15 protein-coding genes and 2 tRNA genes are annotated in these 19,021 nt (G+C 61.2%); 12 read left to right on the forward strand and 5 right to left on the reverse strand.

Annotated features, from left to right (window positions below):
* Window position 1 precedes the first annotated feature (1 nt).
* The 11 genes from secG (at window position 2) to N805_RS25955 (ending at window position 10,192) form a co-directional block, all read left to right on the forward strand.
* Complete coding sequence (gene secG / locus N805_RS25905) at window positions 2-400, forward strand: preprotein translocase subunit SecG (RefSeq protein ID WP_019470453.1); 399 nt, start codon at window positions 2-4, stop codon at window positions 398-400.
* A 21-nt stretch (window positions 401-421) separates the two neighbouring features.
* Window positions 422-507 (forward strand) — tRNA-Leu (locus N805_RS25910).
* A 100-nt stretch (window positions 508-607) separates the two neighbouring features.
* Window positions 608-684: transfer RNA gene (locus tag N805_RS25915), tRNA-Met, on the forward strand.
* A gap of 130 nt (window positions 685-814) precedes the next feature.
* On the forward strand, window positions 815-1,273 hold the full coding sequence (rimP, locus tag N805_RS25920; protein WP_026034352.1) for a ribosome maturation factor RimP: 459 nt from the start codon (window positions 815-817) through the stop codon (window positions 1,271-1,273).
* A 59-nt stretch (window positions 1,274-1,332) separates the two neighbouring features.
* A complete protein-coding gene (gene nusA / locus N805_RS25925) occupies window positions 1,333-2,814 on the forward strand; it encodes a transcription termination factor NusA (RefSeq protein WP_016489167.1) in 1,482 nt (493 codons plus the stop codon).
* 27 nt (window positions 2,815-2,841) lie between these two features.
* Window positions 2,842-5,370, forward strand: a complete 2,529-nt coding sequence (gene infB, locus N805_RS25930) for a translation initiation factor IF-2 (RefSeq protein WP_019470455.1) — start codon at window positions 2,842-2,844, stop codon at window positions 5,368-5,370.
* A 116-nt stretch (window positions 5,371-5,486) separates the two neighbouring features.
* Entirely contained in the window at window positions 5,487-5,885 is a 399-nt protein-coding gene (gene rbfA / locus N805_RS25935) for a 30S ribosome-binding factor RbfA (protein ID WP_016489165.1), read from the forward strand.
* Between the two features lie 3 nt (window positions 5,886-5,888).
* The gene (gene truB, locus N805_RS25940; RefSeq protein WP_019470456.1) at window positions 5,889-6,806 is read left to right on the forward strand and encodes a tRNA pseudouridine(55) synthase TruB; all 918 of its coding nucleotides are present in this window, start codon (window positions 5,889-5,891) and stop codon (window positions 6,804-6,806) included.
* Between the two features lie 147 nt (window positions 6,807-6,953).
* Window positions 6,954-7,223, forward strand: a complete 270-nt coding sequence (gene rpsO, locus N805_RS25945) for a 30S ribosomal protein S15 (protein WP_016489163.1) — start codon at window positions 6,954-6,956, stop codon at window positions 7,221-7,223.
* Window positions 7,224-7,472: 249 nt separating this feature from the next.
* Window positions 7,473-9,578 carry a polyribonucleotide nucleotidyltransferase gene (gene pnp, locus N805_RS25950; RefSeq protein ID WP_019470457.1) on the forward strand — a complete coding sequence of 702 codons (2,106 nt, stop codon included), beginning with the start codon at window positions 7,473-7,475 and terminating at the stop codon, window positions 9,576-9,578.
* A 263-nt stretch (window positions 9,579-9,841) separates the two neighbouring features.
* Window positions 9,842-10,192, forward strand: coding sequence for a BON domain-containing protein (locus tag N805_RS25955; protein ID WP_019470458.1), 351 nt, complete (start codon window positions 9,842-9,844; stop codon window positions 10,190-10,192).
* Between the two features lie 78 nt (window positions 10,193-10,270).
* Here N805_RS25955 and N805_RS25960 read toward each other — a convergent pair whose 3' ends face one another.
* Window positions 10,271-10,573, reverse strand: a complete 303-nt coding sequence (locus N805_RS25960; protein WP_019470459.1) for a putative quinol monooxygenase — start codon at window positions 10,571-10,573, stop codon at window positions 10,271-10,273.
* 60 nt (window positions 10,574-10,633) lie between these two features.
* On the opposite strand from N805_RS25960, the gene N805_RS25965 reads away from it, so the two are divergent.
* Entirely contained in the window at window positions 10,634-11,047 is a 414-nt protein-coding gene (locus N805_RS25965; protein WP_019470460.1) for a VOC family protein, read from the forward strand.
* A 121-nt stretch (window positions 11,048-11,168) separates the two neighbouring features.
* On the opposite strand, the gene N805_RS25970 is transcribed toward N805_RS25965, so the two are convergent.
* The 4 genes from N805_RS25970 to pgi form a co-directional block, all read right to left on the reverse strand.
* Entirely contained in the window at window positions 11,169-14,105 is a 2,937-nt protein-coding gene (locus tag N805_RS25970; protein ID WP_019470461.1) for a DUF748 domain-containing protein, read from the reverse strand.
* 78 nt (window positions 14,106-14,183) lie between these two features.
* Complete coding sequence (locus N805_RS25975; RefSeq protein ID WP_019470462.1) at window positions 14,184-15,053, reverse strand: oxygenase MpaB family protein; 870 nt, start codon at window positions 15,051-15,053, stop codon at window positions 14,184-14,186.
* 42 nt (window positions 15,054-15,095) lie between these two features.
* On the reverse strand, window positions 15,096-17,030 hold the full coding sequence (gene acs, locus N805_RS25980) for an acetate--CoA ligase (protein ID WP_019470463.1): 1,935 nt from the start codon (window positions 17,028-17,030) through the stop codon (window positions 15,096-15,098).
* 199 nt (window positions 17,031-17,229) lie between these two features.
* The gene (gene pgi / locus N805_RS25985) at window positions 17,230-18,894 is read right to left on the reverse strand and encodes a glucose-6-phosphate isomerase (RefSeq protein ID WP_019470464.1); all 1,665 of its coding nucleotides are present in this window, start codon (window positions 18,892-18,894) and stop codon (window positions 17,230-17,232) included.
* Window positions 18,895-19,021: the final 127 nt, after the last annotated feature.

Below are 19,021 nucleotides of genomic sequence, written 5' to 3' on the forward strand. Positions count from 1 at the left end.
AATGCTGGAAACAGTCATCGTTGTTTTTCATCTGTTGGCAGCGCTGTCGCTTGTAGTGCTGGTTCTGTTGCAACAGGGTAAGGGTGCGGAAGCAGGTGCATCTTTCGGCGCGGGTGCTTCAAACACCGTGTTCGGGAGCCAGGGCTCTGCAACGTTCCTAAGTAAATTCACTGCTATACTCGCTGCCACTTTCTTTTTGACAGCACTTGGGTTAGGATACTTCGCGAAGCAACAAGCTCACCAGCTTAGCCAAGCAGGTCTTCCAGATCCAGCAGTGCTAGAAGTGAAAGAGCCGCAGAAACCGGCAGTTAATGATGATGTACCGGTGCTCCAACAGCAGAAGAGCGAAACCACCAATAACGCTGGTGATGTACCTCCTCCGGCTCAAGAGCAGAAGTAACGGGTTTCAAGTAGTAATATTGCCGAGGTGGTGGAATTGGTAGACACGCAACCTTGAGGTGGTTGTGCCCATAGGGTGTAGGGGTTCGAGTCCCCTTCTCGGTACCAATTGAAGCTTGAGAGCCCGCTTTAGCGGGCTTTCTTGTAGGTGAACGTTTGGATTTGACCCTTAACAGGGTTCGGTCTTATACTTTCGCCCCAGCTTTGTCGCGGGGTGGAGCAGCTTGGTAGCTCGTCGGGCTCATAACCCGAAGGTCGTTGGTTCAAATCCAGCCCCCGCAACCAGCTTCAGCGGAGCCCCTTTTCAGGGGCTTTTTGCTAACCGAACAGTTTTCGGCGTCGTTGTCCAACGGCGCTTTCAGGGATGGGCGCTTTGCCCATTTTTTATTTGCACAGCATGCACGAGGGGGTTCAGGTGTCGAGCAAGCTAGAACAGTTGCAGGCCTTGTTGGCCCCGGTTGTCGAGGGTCTGGGCTATCAGTGCTGGGGGATCGAATACGTTTCCCAGGGTAAGCATTCGGTACTGCGCATCTACATCGACAAGGAAGGCGGCATCCTGGTGGAAGACTGCGAAGCGGTCAGTCGTCAGGCCAGCGGCGTTCTCGATGTGGAAGATCCAATCAGCAGTGAGTACACCCTCGAGGTGTCTTCTCCAGGCATGGATCGCCCACTGTTCACTCTGGAACAGTTTGCCTCGCATGCCGGCGAACAAGTGAAGATCAAGCTGCGCTCACCCTTCGAGGGTCGTCGTAACTTCCAGGGCCTTCTCCGCGGTGTGGAGGAGCAGGATGTGGTGGTCCAGGTGGACAATCAGGAGTTCCTGCTGCCGATCGACTCGATCGACAAGGCCAATATTATTCCCAGTTTTGACTGAGACGTGCCGGGCCCGGCGGACTATCCGGGCCCAATGGCTTGCGCAAGGCGAGGCGTACGATGAGCAAAGAAGTACTGCTGGTTGTTGAATCGGTATCCAACGAAAAAGGTGTACCGCCCGGCGTCATTTTCGAAGCGCTGGAGGTGGCCCTGGCCACTGCGACCAAAAAACGTTTTGAAGACGAAGTCGATCTGCGTGTGGAAATCAACCGCCACACCGGTAGCTACGAGACCTTCCGTCGCTGGACCGTGGTCGACGAAGCCGATCTTGATGATCCGGCGATCGAAACCTGGCTGGACAAGATCAAGGACACTCATCCCGAAGCCAAGATTGGTGACGTGATCGAGGAGAAGATCGAGTCCATCGAGTTCGGTCGTATCGCCGCCCAGACCGCCAAGCAGGTCATCGTGCAGAAGGTCCGTGAGGCCGAGCGTGCCCAGGTGGTCGATGCCTACCGCGAACGCGTAGGCGAGATCATCTCCGGTACCGTCAAAAAGGTTACCCGCGACAACGTCATCGTTGACCTGGGCAACAACGCCGAGGCCTTGCTGGCCCGCGAAGATATCATTCCGCGCGAAACCTTCCGTGTGGGTGTGCGCCTGCGTGCACTGCTCAAGGAAATTCGCACTGAAAACCGTGGTCCTCAGCTGATCCTGTCGCGCACCGCGCCGCAGATGCTGATCGAGCTTTTCCGCATTGAAGTGCCGGAAATTGCCGAGGGCCTCATTGAAGTCATGGCTGCTTCCCGTGATCCGGGTTCGCGAGCCAAGATCGCCGTCCGCTCCAAGGACAAGCGCATCGACCCGCAAGGCGCCTGTATCGGCATGCGTGGTTCGCGCGTCCAAGCTGTATCCGGGGAGTTGGGTGGTGAGCGTGTGGATATCGTCCTCTGGGACGATAACCCGGCGCAGTTCGTCATCAACGCCATGTCGCCGGCTGAAGTCGCGGCGATCATCGTTGATGAAGATGCCCATGCCATGGACATCGCCGTCGCCGAGGATAACCTGGCCCAGGCCATTGGTCGTGGCGGTCAGAACGTTCGTCTTGCCAGTCAGTTGACCGGCTGGACGCTGAACGTGATGACCGAGAAGGACATTCAGGCCAAGCAGCAGGCCGAAACAGGTGACATCCTGCGCAATTTCATCGATGAACTGGAAGTCGACGAGGAGCTGGCCCAAGTGCTGGTCGACGAAGGCTTTACCAGCCTCGAAGAAATTGCCTACGTACCGTTGGAAGAAATGCTCAACATCGATGGCTTTGACGAAGATATCGTCAATGAGCTCCGCGCTCGAGCCAAGGACCGTTTGTTGACCAAGGCCATCGCTACCGAAGAAAAACTGGCAGACGCCCACCCGGCCGAAGACCTGCTCTCTCTTGAGGGTATGGACAAAGACCTGGCGGCTGAACTGGCGGTGCGCGGCGTGGTTAACCGCGAAGACCTGGCCGAGCAGTCGATCGACGATCTGCTCGACATCGACGGCATCGACGAAGAGCGTGCCGGCAAGTTGATCATGGCCGCCCGAGCCCATTGGTTCGAGTAATTAGGCGCGGCCTGAGGAGAGAAGTGCATGACGCAAGTCACGGTGAAAGAACTGGCCCAAGAGGTCGAGGCACCGGTAGAGCGCCTGCTGCAGCAGATGCGTGAGGCAGGTCTGCCGCACACCGACGCCGGTCAGGTAGTGACCGACAATGAGAAGCAGACCCTGCTGACTCATTTGAAAAGCAGCCATAAGAGCAAGGCGGAAGAACCGCGCAAGATTACCTTGCAGCGCAAAACCACCAGCACCCTGCGTGTCGCCGGTAGCAAGAGCATTAGCGTAGAAGTACGCAAGAAGAAAGTATTCGTGCAGCGCAGCCCGGAAGAAATCCAGGCTGAGCAGAAGCGTGAAGTGGAAGAGCGCCGCGCGGCCGAAAACGCCGCTCGCGACAAGGTTGACGCCGATGTTCGCCAGCGCAACGAAGATCAGGCTCGCCGTCAGGCAGCCAACTCTGCTGTAGCCGCCCCTGCGCCTGCTGCCAAGCCAGAGCCGGCACCTGCCGCTGCCCCGGCCCCGGTAGTCGCTGACGCCCCGGCCTCCGAAGACGCTGCAGCCCGTGCTGCCGAGCGCAAGAAAGACGAGACCCGTCGCAACGAAAGCCGCACCCGTGATGACGATCGTCGTCGTGGCGAGGCGCCTCGTGTGTCGATCAAGGTCAAGGTCAAGGAAAAGGAAAAGGCCCCGACTCCGCGTGCTGCTCCGCGTACCACCGACGAAGAGAGCGATGGCGCTCGTCGCGGTCGTGGTGGCAAGGGCAAGCTGAAGAAGCGTAACCAGCATGGCTTCCAGAACCCGACCGGCCCCGTCATCCGTGACGTGACCATCGGCGAGACCATCACGGTCTCCGAACTGGCCAACCAGATGTCCGTCAAGGGCGCTGAAGTCGTCAAGTTCATGTTCAAGATGGGCACCCCGGTTACCATCAACCAGGTACTCGACCAGGAAACCGCTCAGCTGATCGCAGAAGAGCTGGGCCACAAGGTCACCCTGGTCAGCGACACCGCCCTGGAAGACTCCCTGGCCGAATCGCTGAAATTCGAAGGCCAGACCGAGTCGCGTGCACCGGTGGTTACTGTCATGGGTCACGTTGACCATGGTAAGACCTCGCTGCTCGACTACATCCGTCGTGCCAAGGTTGCCGCAGGCGAAGCCGGTGGTATCACCCAGCACATCGGTGCCTACCACGTGGAAACCGACCGTGGCATGGTCACCTTCCTCGACACCCCGGGCCACGCAGCTTTCACCCAGATGCGTGCACGTGGTGCCAAGGCGACCGACATCGTCATCCTGGTGGTGGCGGCGGACGACGGCGTGATGCCGCAAACCCGCGAAGCCGTTCAGCATGCCAAGGCAGCTGGCGTTCCGCTGGTGGTTGCGGTGAACAAGATCGACAAGCCAGGTGCTGACCTCGATCGCATCCGCAACGAACTGTCCGTCGAAGGCGTAACCTCCGAGGAATGGGGTGGTGACACGCCATTCGTCAAGGTTTCGGCGAAGATGGGTACCGGTGTCGACGAACTGCTCGAAGCCGTCCTGCTGCAGGCCGAGATCCTCGAGCTGAGCGCAACCCCGACCGCTCCAGGTCGTGGTGTGGTCGTCGAATCGCGCCTGGACAAGGGCCGTGGCCCAGTGGCCACCATCCTGGTTCAGGACGGTACGCTGCGTCAGGGCGACATGGTGCTGTGCGGTTCCAACTATGGCCGCGTGCGTGCCATGCTCGACGAGAACGGCAAGCCTGTGAAGGAAGCCGGCCCGTCGATCCCGGTCGAAATCCTCGGCCTGGACGGTACCCCGGAAGCCGGTGACGAGCTGTCCGTGGTTGCCGACGAGAAGAAAGCCCGCGAAGTTGCCATGTTCCGTCAAGGCAAGTACCGCGAGGTCAAGCTGGCCCGTGCTCACGCTGGCAAGCTGGAAAACATCTTCGAGACCATGGGTCAGGAAGAGAAGAAGACCCTCAACATCGTCCTCAAGACCGATGTGCGTGGTTCCCTGGAAGCGTTGAACGGTTCGCTCGGCGGCCTGGGCAACGACGAAGTCCAGGTACGCGTGATCGGTGGCGGTGTGGGTGGTATCACCGAAAGCGACGCCAACCTGGCGCTGGCTTCGAATGCAGTACTGTTCGGCTTCAACGTGCGTGCCGATGCCGGCGCGCGCAAGATCGTCGAGCAGGAAGGTCTGGATATGCGTTACTACAACGTGATCTACGACATCATCGAAGACGTCAAGAAGGCCCTGACCGGTATGCTCGGCAGCGATGTTCGCGAGAACATCCTGGGTGTCGCCGAAGTGCGTGACGTGTTCCGTTCGCCGAAGTTCGGCGCCATCGCTGGCTGTATGGTCATCGAGGGTACCGTGTACCGTAACCGTCCGATCCGCGTTCTGCGCGAAGACGTGGTTATCTTCGAAGGCGAGCTGGAATCGCTGCGTCGCTTCAAGGACGACGCCGCCGAAGTGCGTAACGGCATGGAGTGCGGTATTGGCGTCAAGAGCTACAACGACGTCAAGGTCGGTGACAAGATCGAAGTCTTCGAGAAAGTCCAGGTGGCTCGTACCCTCTAAGGGCGAGCAAGCCGCAAACCGCCGCTACAGGGCGGTTTGCGGCACCTCTTCAGGTAGCGCCCGGTCAGGCATTGGTCTGACCGGGCGTTTGCCGCTTTAAGTTACAGGTAGCAAGAATGGCCAAAGAATACAGCCGTACCCAACGTATCGGCGATCAGATGCAGCGCGAGCTGGCCGAGCTGATCCGTCGCGAAGTCAAGGACCCACGTGTCGGTCTGGTTACCATCACCGCCGTGGACGTCAGCCGTGACCTGGGCCATGCCAAGGTGTTCATCACCGTCATGGGCGAGGAAACGCCAGATGCCGTGAAGCAGTCGCTGAAGGCACTGAACAGTGCTGCCAGCTTCCTGCGTCTGCACCTTGGCCGCTCGATGCAACTGCGCAGCGTGCCGCAGCTGCACTTCCACTTCGATGAAAGCGTCAGCCGCGGTGTGCACCTGTCGGCGCTGATCGAGCGTGCAGTGGCCGAAGACCGCCTGCACAAGGATACCGACGAGCTGGACACCAAGGAGTAAGCGGTGGCCCAGGTCAAACGTATCCGCCGCAATGTCAGCGGCATCATCCTGCTCGACAAGCCTTTGGGCTTCACGTCCAACGCCGCCCTGCAAAAAGTGCGCTGGCTGCTCAACGCGGAAAAGGCTGGCCACACCGGTAGCCTCGACCCGTTGGCAACCGGCGTGCTGCCGCTGTGCTTCGGCGAGGCGACCAAGTTTTCGCAGTACTTGCTCGATTCCGACAAGGGCTACGAAACCGTCATGCAGATGGGGCAGACTACCAACACCGGCGATGCCGAAGGTGAGGTGCTGCAGACCCGCGACGTGACCGTTGGTCGTGCCGACATCGAAGCGGTGCTGCCACGTTTTCGTGGCCCGATCAGCCAGATACCGCCCATGTACTCGGCGCTCAAGCGTGACGGCCAGCCACTTTACAAACTGGCGCGTGCAGGAGAGGTAGTGGAGCGCGAGGCGCGTTCTGTTACTATTAACCGCTTGGAGTTGCTGGAGTGTGAAGGCACCCGTGCACGGTTGACCGTAGGATGCAGCAAAGGCACCTATATCCGCACCCTGGTGGAGGATATCGGCGAGGCCCTTGGTTGCGGCGCCTATGTCGCCGAGCTGCGCAGGACCCAGGCCGGGCCCTTCGCGCTGGCACAGACGGTCACCCTCGAAGCGCTCGAACAGGCCCACGCCGAAGGCGGCAACGAAGCGCTCGATCGCTTCCTGATGCCCTCGGACAGCGGTCTGCAGGACTGGCCCATGGTGTGCCTGTCCGAGCACAGTGCGTTCTACTGGCTGCATGGGCAGGCGGTACGCGCACCGGACGCGCCACAGTTTGGCATGGTCCGGGTACAGGATCACAATGCGCGCTTCATCGGTATCGGTGAAGTGAGCGAAGACGGGCGCATTGCGCCGCGTCGGCTGATTCGGTCGGAATGACCGAAACCGTGGGGTGAGGCTTCGGCCGAGCGCTACGGAATCAAGGGTGGCTGTCAGTAGGCACGGTCACACCTTTTTTATTAATACAGGGATTTGTCCCTGGCCTATTGGACCCCGCTTGCGGGATCCGTTATCAGGAGAAGCCACATGGCCCTCAGCGTTGAAGAAAAAGCTCAAATCGTTACCGACTACCAGCAAGCTGCTGGCGACACTGGTAGCCCGGAAGTTCAGGTTGCTCTGCTGACCGCGAACATCAACAAGCTGCAAGGCCACTTCAAGGCCAACGGTAAAGACCACCACTCGCGTCGTGGCCTGATCCGCATGGTAAACCAGCGTCGTAAGCTGCTGGACTACCTGAAGGGCAAAGACACCACTCGTTACAGCGCCCTGATCGGTCGCCTGGGCCTGCGTCGCTAATAGCGGCCTGGTCAGTGGTGTGCATGGCGTGTCTCATGCATTGGCAGCGCTGCCTGGCAGCGTTGTCTATGGGCACGCCGTGCGTATCTCCGAGGTTGGCAGCCTGGTGAAGTGGAGCGGTTTTCCGCTCTCTAACCAGGCTCCCAGCCTCGTGTTGTATCTGGACGGTCAATGGGGCCGATTCCCCGTTCTGCCCACAAATTCGCAAGAAACCAGTTCCCCCAGAGCCACTGAAAAAGGTAGGAAACCGTGAACCCGGTAATCAAGACATTCCAGTTCGGTCAGTCGACCGTTACTCTCGAAACGGGCCGTATTGCCCGTCAGGCAACCGGCGCCGTGCTGGTTACCGTCGACAACGACGTCACCGTGCTGGTGACTGTGGTAGGCGCCAAACAGGCTGATCCAGGCAAGGGTTTCTTCCCGCTGTCGGTTCACTACCAGGAAAAGACCTACGCCGCCGGCAAGATCCCGGGTGGCTTCTTCAAGCGTGAAGGCCGTCCTTCCGAGAAAGAGACGCTGACCTCGCGCCTGATCGATCGTCCGATCCGTCCGCTGTTCCCAGAAGGCTTCATGAACGAAGTGCAGGTCGTCTGCACCGTGGTTTCCACCAGCAAGAAGACCGACCCGGACATCGCTGCGATGATCGGTACCTCGGCTGCCCTGGCGATTTCCGGTATTCCGTTCGAAGGCCCGATCGGCGCCGCCCGCGTTGCCTTCCACGAAAGCACCGGCTACCTGCTGAACCCGACCTACGAGCAACTGGCTGCCTCGAGCCTGGACATGGTCGTTGCCGGTACCTCCGACGCCGTGCTGATGGTTGAATCGGAAGCTCAAGAGCTGACCGAAGACCAGATGCTGGGTGCCGTACTGTTCGCCCACGACGAATTCCAGGCTGTTATCCAGGCTGTCAAAGAGCTGGCTGCCGAAGCTGCCAAGCCGACCTGGGACTGGAAACCTGCCGTTGCCAACACCGAGCTGTTCAACGCCATCCGCGCCGAGTTCGGCGAAGCGGTTTCGCAGGGTTACACCATCACCGTCAAGGCTGACCGCTATGCGCGCCTGGGCGAGCTGCGTGACCAGGCCATCGCCAAGTTCTCCGGTGAAGAAGGCCAGCCTTCGGCTTCCGAAGTCAAAGAAATCTTCGGCGAGATCGAATACCGCACCGTTCGCGAAAACATCGTCAACGGCAAGCCACGTATCGACGGCCGCGACACCAAGACCGTTCGTCCGCTGAACATCGAAGTCGGTGTGCTGCCGAAGACCCACGGTTCGGCGCTGTTCACCCGTGGCGAAACCCAGGCACTGGTCGTTGCAACCCTGGGTACTGCCCGTGACGCCCAGCTGCTGGATACCCTCGAAGGCGAGAAGAAAGACCCCTTCATGCTGCACTACAACTTCCCACCGTTCTCGGTAGGCGAGTGTGGCCGCATGGGCGGTGCTGGCCGTCGCGAAATCGGCCACGGCCGTCTGGCCCGCCGTTCGGTCCAGGCCATGCTGCCGGCTGCTGACGTGTTCCCGTACACCATCCGCGTGGTTTCGGAAATCACCGAGTCCAACGGTTCGAGCTCCATGGCTTCGGTCTGTGGCGCTTCCCTGGCGCTGATGGACGCCGGTGTACCGATGAAGGCACCGGTTGCCGGTATCGCCATGGGCCTGGTCAAGGAAGGCGAGAAGTTTGCCGTTCTGACCGACATCCTGGGTGATGAAGACCACCTGGGCGACATGGACTTCAAGGTAGCCGGTACCGCCAAAGGTGTTACCGCGCTGCAGATGGACATCAAGATCAACGGCATCACCGAAGAGATCATGGAAATCGCCCTGGGCCAGGCCCTGGAAGCGCGCCTGAACATCCTCGGCCAGATGAACCAGATCATTGGTCAGTCGCGTACCGAGCTGTCGGCCAACGCCCCGACCATGATCGCGATGAAGATCGACACCGACAAGATCCGTGACGTCATCGGTAAAGGCGGCGCCACCATCCGTGCCATCTGCGAAGAGACCAAGGCTTCGATCGATATCGAAGACGATGGCTCGATCAAGATCTTCGGCGAAACCAAGGAAGCGGCAGAGGCTGCCAAGCAGCGCATCCTGGGCATCACCGCCGAGGCCGAAATCGGCAAGATCTACGTGGGTAAGGTTGAGCGTATCGTCGACTTCGGCGCCTTCGTCAACATCCTGCCTGGCAAGGACGGCCTGGTGCACATCTCCATGCTGAGCGATGCTCGCGTCGAGAAAGTCACCGACATCCTGAAAGAAGGCCAGGAAGTGGAAGTGCTGGTACTGGACGTGGACAACCGCGGCCGTATCAAGCTGTCGATCAAAGACGTTGCCGCGGCCAAGGCCTCGGGCGTCTAAGCGACTGCCACGCTACACAAGAAAGGGCCCTTCGGGGCCCTTTTTTCATGGGGTACGGGAACCTTTTGCGGACTTGCATCTTGCATGCAGGTTTACCGCGCTGATTGCAAAATGCACGACACAGCATTTGATGGCTGTTTGCTAACCTGTTGATTTATAAGGGAACAAGCGAAGCGGAAAAGCTGGCACAGCCCATGCAACTACCTTCATACCTGCCGCCAGGACATACGGCGCAGACCTTTCGAAAAACAGGAGTGACCCACATGAAGAAGTTCGCCATTGCTGCCGCTACTGCTACCGCTCTGACCCTGACCATGGCTAACGCGGCATTCGCCCAACAGTCCACCCAGGCCCCGATGACGCTTGCGGCCGGTGAGGTGACCAAAGCCAAGGAAGCCACTTCCGATACCTGGATCACCACCAAGGTCAAATCGGACCTGCTGACCGAGAAAGGCATCCCGGGTTCCGACATCAAGGTTGAAACCAATAAAGGCGTGGTGTCGCTGTCGTCGACCACCGCCGTGACCGAATCGCAGAAAGAAATGGCGATTTCCATCACCAAGAAAATCAAAGGCGTGAAGGCTGTTTCGGCCGATGGCCTGAAAGCCGAATAAGGATTGTCCCGTTCGGCCAAACGGATTTGGCCAGTTATACACAAAGCCCTGGCGTGAGCCGGGGCTTTTTCATACCTGCTAGTACACCGGGTTGCGTGCGATCACATCGCTTTCGAAGCATTGCTGCTCGGCTATCAGCGGTTCTACCAGTGGGCGGCTGTCGCGAAAGTGTGCGGTCTGGGTATGGGCTTCATACGCGGCATCGTCGCGGTAGATTTCGTACAGGTAGATAAGCTCCGGGTCGACCCGGTCTTGGGACACATCGAACACCAGGCAGCCTGGCTCGCTGGCGACGGAAGCGGCGGCATTGACCTTGATCGCTGCCAGAAAAGCCTCGGCGCAACCGGGCTTCACACGGGTCTTGATGAACAGGCTATACACAAGTCGCTCCTTTTGTTTTAAATTCGATTATGAATTGTATACAAAAATGGAGCCTCGCCAATGTCTGAATTGCCTGCACGTCCCGGCCGCCTGAATGGTCTGCGCCATATTGCCCTGCTGGTACCTAACCTTGAGGAGTGCGAACGCTTCTACGTCGATGTGCTGGGCATGGAAGTGCTGAACCGTGCCAATGAAGACCTGGTGTACCTCACCTGCGGCAACGACAACCTTTCGCTGGGGCGTGGGGCGGGGGCGGCCAACGGTTTGCAGACTCTGGACCACTACGGGTTCATTGTGGACAGTGTGGAGGAGCTGGAGGCCTGGTACCAGTACTTCAAGGCCCGAGGCGTGACCTTGCTCGACCGGCCGTTCAACCATGGTGACGGGGCGCGTAGCTTCCACTTGCTGGACCCGGCGGGGAACAAGGTGCAGCCGCTGTATCACCCGGCGGTGTCAGGGCAGCGGTTGGTCTGAAGCCTGTGCCGGCCTCTTCGTGGGCGCGCCCGCTCCCACAGGTATCGCGCAGGTCTGTGGTGGTGCGCGATCTCTGTGGGAGCGGGCATGCCCGCGAAGAGGCCAAGCCTGCTAGAGGGGATTACTCGGCATCCAGATGCATCGGCGTCACCACCCGGCCATCGCTTTCAGGCTGCCCCAGGCTGGTATCGATGAAATACACCCGGTCATCTTCCAGCTTGCCCTTGTCCACCAGGTAATCCTTGATGCTGCTGGCCCGCTCCTGGCCCAGTGTACGCAGCAGGGCAGTGCTTTCGGCCCACGACTTGATCACTGCTTCGCGTAGCTTGGTGGTGCGTTCGTCGCGGCCCAGTTGCTCCCATTCGGCTGGCGGTTGCTGCTTCAGGCGCGTGCGGTAGATGCCTTCCAGCATTGCCGGCTTGTCGCTGTCGTCCACTACCAGCATCGAGGCATTGGCCGGCACCTTGTCACCGCGGCGCTGCAGGATCTTGTACCAGGTGGACTGGTACTCACGCTCCAGGCGTTGCTGGGCGATCAGTGGGCCGTCGCTGGCCTGGGCGCTGGTGCCTTCGATTTCCAGGCGTAGTTCGGGGCGCTCTTTCAGCGCCGCCGCCAGCTTGTCCAGTGACGACTGGGCATCGCCGGTGAGTTCGCTGGAGCCCGGGGCAAATGCCACGTTACCCAGGTCTTGCGAGCCACCGCCGGTAATCAGCCCGCCAATGAACTTGAACGGTGCCTGCGCCGCGCGCAGCACCAGGTTGCGCAGTGTTTGCCACACAATCGGCATCACGCTGAACTGTGGGTTGTTGAGATCACCCGTCACCGGCAGCTCGATCGAGATCTTGCCCTCGGTGTCTTTCAGCAGTGCCACCGCCAGGCGGATTGGCAGGTCGACGGCGTCCGGGCTGTCGACTTTTTCGCCCAGTTGCAGCTGCTCCACCACTACCTTGTTCTCGGCCTTCAGCTGGCCGTTGGTAATCAGGTAGTGCAGGTCGAGGTTGAGCCGGCCCTTGCGGATGCGAAAGCCGGCAAACTTGCCGGAGTAGGGCGTCAACGTGGTCAGCTCGACGCGCTTGAAGCTGGTGGCGATGTCCAGGCTGGCCAATGGGTTGAACGGGTTGAGTGCGCCCTTGATGGTGACCGGTGCGTAACGGTCGACCTTGCCCTTGACGTCAACCTTGGCCGGCAGCGGCTTGCGGTTGTCGATGGTGCCGATCTGGCCGTTGAGCTGCTGGGCGGCCGTGGCAAAGTTGGGGGTGAGCGACAGGTCGGCAAAGTTGGCCGAGCCGTCTTTGATGTCGATCTGGCCGATGTGGATGCCCAGTGGTTTGTCGCTGCTGGCCGAGGCCGGCTTGGCCTGGCTGCTCGCCGGGGCGCCGGCCGGTTGCGGGATCAGCAGGTCATTGACGTTGGTGGTGCGGTCTTCGTTGATGATGAAACGCGCATAGGGTTGCATCAGGGTCACCTTGTCGATCGACAGGGCATCACCGTGCACGTAGGACAAGCCGTCGACATTCACCTGCTGCCATTTGACGAAGTCGCGGCTCTTGATGGTATCCAGGGTATGCAGCTGGTTGACCTGCGCCTTGCCGGTAATAGTGAAGGCCAGTGGCGCGGTGTTCTTCAGGTCGACCTTGAGGTCGCTGGCGAGCATGCCGCTGCGCAGCTCCAGCAGGATGAACGGGTTGATGTAGGCCTGGGCCACACGCAGGTCAATGTCGCGGGTGCTCACATCCAGCTTGGCCCATATCGGCGCCAGGTTGACCTGGCCGGCCGCCTGCAGCTTGCCTTGCCTGCCCACGCCGGTATCGAGCTTGAGCGTGAAGGGCGTCTGGTTGAGGCTGTCGAAACCTTGCAGGTCGGCGTTGAGCGGGCCAATGTCCAAGGCTACCGGATCTTTCTGGCTGCGGTCTGCCAGGTGCACCAGGTAGTTACGCAGTTGCACGTCCTTGAGCAGCACTTGCCAAGGTTTGCCTGGTTCGTTGGCGGCTTTCTCTTCAGGCGCAGGCTCGGCAGCGGCAGGCTCGGCCTTTTCCTTCGGTGTGGCCTTGGCCGGTTGGCTGGCGAACAGCTTCTGCCAGTCGAGCTGGCCGTCTTTTTCCAGCGCCGCCCAGGTTTCCAGTTTTTCGCTGCGGATCTTGCCCACGGTGACCAGTTGCTTGACCAGGTCGATGGAGGTTTCGCTCACCTCCAGGCTGGCCAGGCGCGCCAACGGGCGGCCATCCGGGGCTTTGATGGCGAACGGCGCAATGCGTACGGACACGTTATCCAGCAGCAGTTCGGTTTGTTTGGCGAGGTTGAGCTTGTAATGCGTATCGAGGCTGACCACGCCGTCTTCAAGCACCAGTGGCACGGCATCGCGCACGTAGGGCCAGAACAGCTTCATCTTGCCTTCGGTGACCTTCAGTGTGCCTTCGGAGGCGATCGGCGACAGGCTCAGGGTGCCTTTCCAGTCGATCCGGCCACCGTTGGGGCCGTTGGCCACCAGCGTCATGTCGGCATTGTCGTTGGGCAGGGTGCTGAGGTTTTTCAGCTCCAGGTTCATGTTGTCGTAGAGAAACTCGATCGGCTCGCTGGGACGCAGGTCCTCGAAGTGCAGGTAGCCATCGACCAGCTTGATGCTGCCAATGCGCAGTGGGAACGGGTCGCTGGGCGGCTCGTCGGGTTTGGCCTCACTGGCGGGCAGCTTGAACAACCGGGTCAGGTTGAGGGTACCGTCCTTGGCGAACAGTACCTCGTTGCGTGGTTTGTCGAGTTCCACCGCTTCCACATGCAGGGCTTTGGTCCACAGGCTGTCGAGCGAGAGGTTGGCGTACAACCGCTCGAAACCGACTTGCTCCTTGCCCGGCTCGCCAAGCTGCAGACCCCACAGCGTCAGCTCGAGGCTGAAGGGGTTGAGTTCGATCCGTTCGAGGTGGGCCGGCACGGTCGCGTACTGGGCCAACTGCTGGTTGGCGATGCGCAGCGCGACACCGGGAAGAATGAGAAAGCCGAGCAGGCTATAGAGGGCTACCAGGGCCACAATTGCGCCAGCGGCGCGGGTCAGTCCTTTGTACATGTGTCGCTTCGTCTGTCTAAGCAGGAGTGCTTGGAGTATGGCACGTTAAATCAGTTCCGCAGGGGCGACCATTTGGCCTCATTCGATGCCCATGCGCCGTTTGGCCCGATGCGCCGAGCCGTCGCGCATGGCCCAGCGCAGCACAGGTGCGGTGCGCTGCAGGCCCAGGCGGATCAGGCGCTGTTGCAAGGGCCCGTGCTGCAGGCCGAGCATGGCCTGGGCCCAGCCCGGCAGCAGGTCGATGCCGGCGTGCAGCATCAGCTTGCCTACTGGCTGTGCCAGGCGGCTGGGGGCAGGGGCGTCGAGCAGGATCTGCATGACTTCGTGGCTGCGCGTGTCGCAGTGCAGCTGCGGGCGCATGCGTTGCAGGTAGTCTTCGACCTGCTGACACGAACGTGGCACGTCGCGGGCGCCAAGGCGCTCGGCGATCAGGGCGATTTCGTTGTAATAGGCATCCTGTTCGGCGCGCGGCAGGTACGGGTTGCGATAACGCAGGTGGGCGGCGAGGAAACTGCTGACTTCCGCCACATGCACCCAGGTCAGCAGGTCGGGGTCGCTGGCTGCGTAGGGGCGGCCGTCCGGGGCGGTGCCGGTGACCTGAAGGTGAATGGTGCGCACCTTGTCGATCAGCCACTCGGCATCGCCGGTGGCGCCGAAGGTGGTACCGGAAATGAACTGGCTGGTGCGGCGCAGGCGGCCGAGCAGGTCTTCACGGAAGTTTGAGTGGTCCCACACGCCGGCCAGGGCCAGCGGGTGCAACAACTGCAGCATCAGTGCGCTGATGCCGCCGACCAGCATGCTCGGGAAGTCGCCATGTACCCGCCAGCTGATGCTGTGCGGGCCGAACAGGCCGGGGTCGCCCTTGGGCGATTCCAGGTCGAGCTGGCCGAGGGCCAGCCCGGTGAGGCTCATGACCTGGGTTTCGATACGGCGGCGAAGGGCTTCCATGGCGACCTGAGGTTCAGGGTGGCCATGGACAGCGGCCACCGGTTACTGGTTGAGGCGTTTATCGATCAGGCCCTGTACCACGCTGGGGTCGGCCAGGGTCGAGGTATCGCCAAGGTTGTCCAGCTCGTTGCAGGCGATTTTGCGCAGTATACGCCGCATGATCTTGCCTGAGCGGGTCTTGGGCAATGCCGGCGCCCACTGAATCAGCTCGGGCTTGGCGAAACTGCCGATTTCCTTGCTGACCAGGGCTAGCAGTTCGGCCTTGAGCGCATCGTCCGGGGCCACGCCATTCATGGGCGTGACGAAGGCGTACACGCCCTGGCCCTTCAGGTCGTGCGGGTAGCCGACCACCGCTGCTTCGGCGACGCTGTCATGCAACACCAGCGCGCTTTCCACTTCTGCGGTGCCGATGCGGTGCCCTGACACGTTGATCACATCGTCGATGCGCCCGGTGATCCAGTAGTCGCCATCGGCATCACGGCGGGCACCGTCGCCGGTGAAGTAATAGCCGGGCATGGGCTTGAAGTAAGTGTCGACCATGCGCTGGTGGTCGCCATAGACGCTGCGGATCTGGCCAGGCCAGCTGGCCTTGATCACCAGCAGGCCGGCGCCGGGGCCTTCGATCAGCTTGCCCTTCTCATCCAGCAGTACCGGCTGCACGCCGAACATCGGTCGGGTAGCGCAGCCGGGCTTGAGCGATTGCGAGCCTGGCAGCGGGGTGAGCATGATGCCGCCGGTCTCGGTCTGCCACCAGGTATCGACGATGGGGCAGCGTTTTTGCCCGACTTCCTCGAAATACCATTCCCAGGCCTCGGGGTTGATCGGCTCGCCGACGCTGCCCAGCAGGCGCAGGCTTTTGCGCGAAGTGCCTTGCAACGGTGCGGAACCCTCGCGCATCAGGGCGCGCAGGGCGGTTGGGGCGGTGTAGAAGATGTTCACCTGATGCTTGTCCACCACTTGCCAGAAGCGCGAGGTGTCCGGGTAGTTGGGCACGCCTTCGAACATCAGTGATATAGCGCCGTTGGCCAGCGGGCCATAGACGATGTAGCTGTGGCCGGTGACCCAGCCGACGTCGGCGGTACACCAGAACACCTCGCCGTCGCGGTAATCGAACACCACCTTGAAGGTCATCGTCGCCTGCAGCAGGTAGCCGGCGGTGGTGTGCAGCACGCCTTTGGGTTTGCCGGTGCTGCCGGAGGTGTAGAGGATGAACAGCGGGTCTTCGGCCTCCATCGGTTCGGGGGGGCAGTCGTCGCCGGCCTTGTCCGTCACCTCGTGGTACCAGACGTCACGGCCTTCGGCCCAGCTGACATCACCGCCGGTGCGGTGTACCACGAACACGCTGCTGACCGCAGGGCAGCTGGCCAGGGCTTTGTCGACGTTCTGCTTCAGCGGGATGCGCTTGCCACCCCGCACGCCTTCATCGGCGGTGATCACGGTGCGGCAGTCGGCGTCGAGGATGCGGTCACGCAGGGCGTCGGGGGAGAACCCGCCGAACACCACCGAGTGGATGGCGCCAATGCGGGTGCAGGCGAGCATGGCGAAGGCAGCCTCGGGGATCATCGGCATGTAGATGCATACCCGGTCGCCTTTTTTCACGCCGCGCGCCTTCATCGCGTTGGCCAGGCGGCACACCTGGCGGTGCAGTTCGCGGTAGCTGATGGCCTTGGAGTCGTTGGGGTCGTCGCCTTCCCACAGCAGGGCGGTCTGCTCGCCGCGCTGGGCCAGGTGACGGTCGATGCAGTTGTAGCTGACGTTGAGTTGCGCGCCGTCGAACCAGCGAGCCTTGCCGGTGTTCAGGTCGCACTGCTGCACGCTTGACCAGGGCTTGATCCAGTCAAGGCGCTTGGCCTGTTCGGCCCAGAAGGTATCAGGGTCGTCGACCGACTGGCGGTAGAGGCGGCGGTAGTCGTCGGGGGTGAGGGTGGCAGACTGGCTGACGGCCAGGGCCTGGGGGTAATTGCGGATATCGAACATGGCGGGTGGTCCTGCTCTTGTAAGGGGCGATGGACTGCAACGGCTATTTCGATAGGACAGTGTAGCTGGGAGCGGTGTTCAACCTGTGCTGGCCTCTTCGCGGGTGAACCCGCTCCCACAGGGACTGCACAATGCTTGGAACTTGTGCAGTACCTGTGGGAGCGGGTTTACCCGCGAAGAGGCCCGTGCAGGCGTTGGATCACCCGCGGTGACGGCCGCGGAAGTAGTTGATCAGGCCTTGGGTGGAGCCGTCTTCGGCGCTGTCTTCCAGGGTGCCGACCAGGCGTTGGTAAACACCCTTGCCCAGCTCTTTGCCCAGTTCCACGCCCCACTGGTCAAAGGCGTTGATGCCCCAGATCACGCTCTGCACGAACACTTTGTGCTCGTACATCGCCACCAGTGCGCCCAGGCGACGTGGGCTGATGCGCTCCACTACCAGGGTGTTGCTCGGGCGGTTGCCCGGGATCACCTTGTGCGGGGCCAGCTTCTCGATGTCCGCTTCGTTCAGGCCTTTGCCGCGCAGTTCGGCCTCGGCTTCTTCACGTGTCTTGCCCTGCATCAGCGCCTGGCTTTGCGACAGGCAGTTGGCGTACAACCACTGGTGATGGTCGGCCACCGGGTTGAAGCTCACCACCGGCACGATGAAGTCGGCCGGAATCAGCTGGGTGCCCTGGTGCAACAACTGGTGGTAGGCATGCTGGCCGTTACAGCCAACCCCGCCCCAGATCACCGGGCCGGTATCAGTCTTCACCGGGGTGCCGTCCTGCAGCACGCTCTTGCCGTTGGATTCCATGTCCAGCTGCTGCAGGTGCTTGGTGATGTTGCGCAGGTAGTGGTCGTACGGCAGGATCGCGTGGCTGTTCGCGCCCCAGAAGTTGCCATACCACACACCCAGCAGGGCCAGCAGCACCGGCATGTTCTTGTCGAACGGCGCGGTCTGGAAGTGCTGGTCCATGGTGTGGGCACCTGACAGCAGTTCCTTGAAGTTGGCTGTGCCGATGGCCAGGGCGATGGGCAGGCCGATGGCCGACCACAGCGAATAGCGCCCGCCGACCCAGTCCCACATGGGGAAGATGTTTTCTTCGCGAATGCCGAAGGCCACGGCGGCGGCCTTGTTGCTGGAAACCGCGATGAAATGGCGGTACAGCTCGGCTTCCGAGCCGCCCTGGGCCAGGTACCAGGTGCGCGCGGCCATGGCGTTTTTCAGGGTCTCGAGGGTGTTGAACGACTTCGACGAGACGATGAACAGGGTGGTTTCGGCGCGCAGGTTGGCCGAAAGCTCGTGGAACTCACTGCCGTCGATGTTCGCCAGGTAGTGGCAGCGTACGCCGCGCTGGGCGTAGGGCAGCAGCGCCTCGGAAACCAGCTCGGGGCCAAGGAACGAGCCACCGATGCCGATGTTGACCACGTCGGTGATCGGCTTTTCGCTGTAACCGCGCCACAGGCCGTCGTGGATGCGGCCGACCAGTTCGGTGATCTGGTTGAGTACCTTGTGTACTTCCGGCATGACGTTCACGCCGTTGACGCTGAGCTTGTCGCCCACCGGCCGGCGCAGGGCGGTGTGCAGCACCGGGCGGCCTTCGGAGGCGTTGATGATTTCGCCGTTGAACATCGACTTGATGGCGTCCTGCAGGCCCACTTCGTTGGCCAGGTTCACCAGCAGGTCGCGGCTTTGTTCGGTGATCAGGTTTTTCGAGTAGTCGAGGAACAGGCCGCAGCAGCTCAGGGAGAACTGGTCGAAGCGTTGGGCATCGGCGGCGAAGGCTTCGCGCATGCTGAAGCCTTGCATGGCGTCGCGGTGTTGCTGAAGCGCCTGCCAGGCGGGCAGGGCCGTCACATCGTGGGGAGTACGGTAATACGCCATTGCGCGGGGTTCCCTTGGTGCGTGGTGATGCCTTGGACACGGCAGTCATTGCCGGGTTCAGGCTGGCATCATTATAGGCAAAGGCCACGCACTGGGAATGGGTATGGCAGGGTGATTTTGGGGGCGC

The organism is Pseudomonas putida S13.1.2, assembly GCF_000498395.2.
Classification (GTDB): domain Bacteria; phylum Pseudomonadota; class Gammaproteobacteria; order Pseudomonadales; family Pseudomonadaceae; genus Aquipseudomonas; species Aquipseudomonas putida_Q.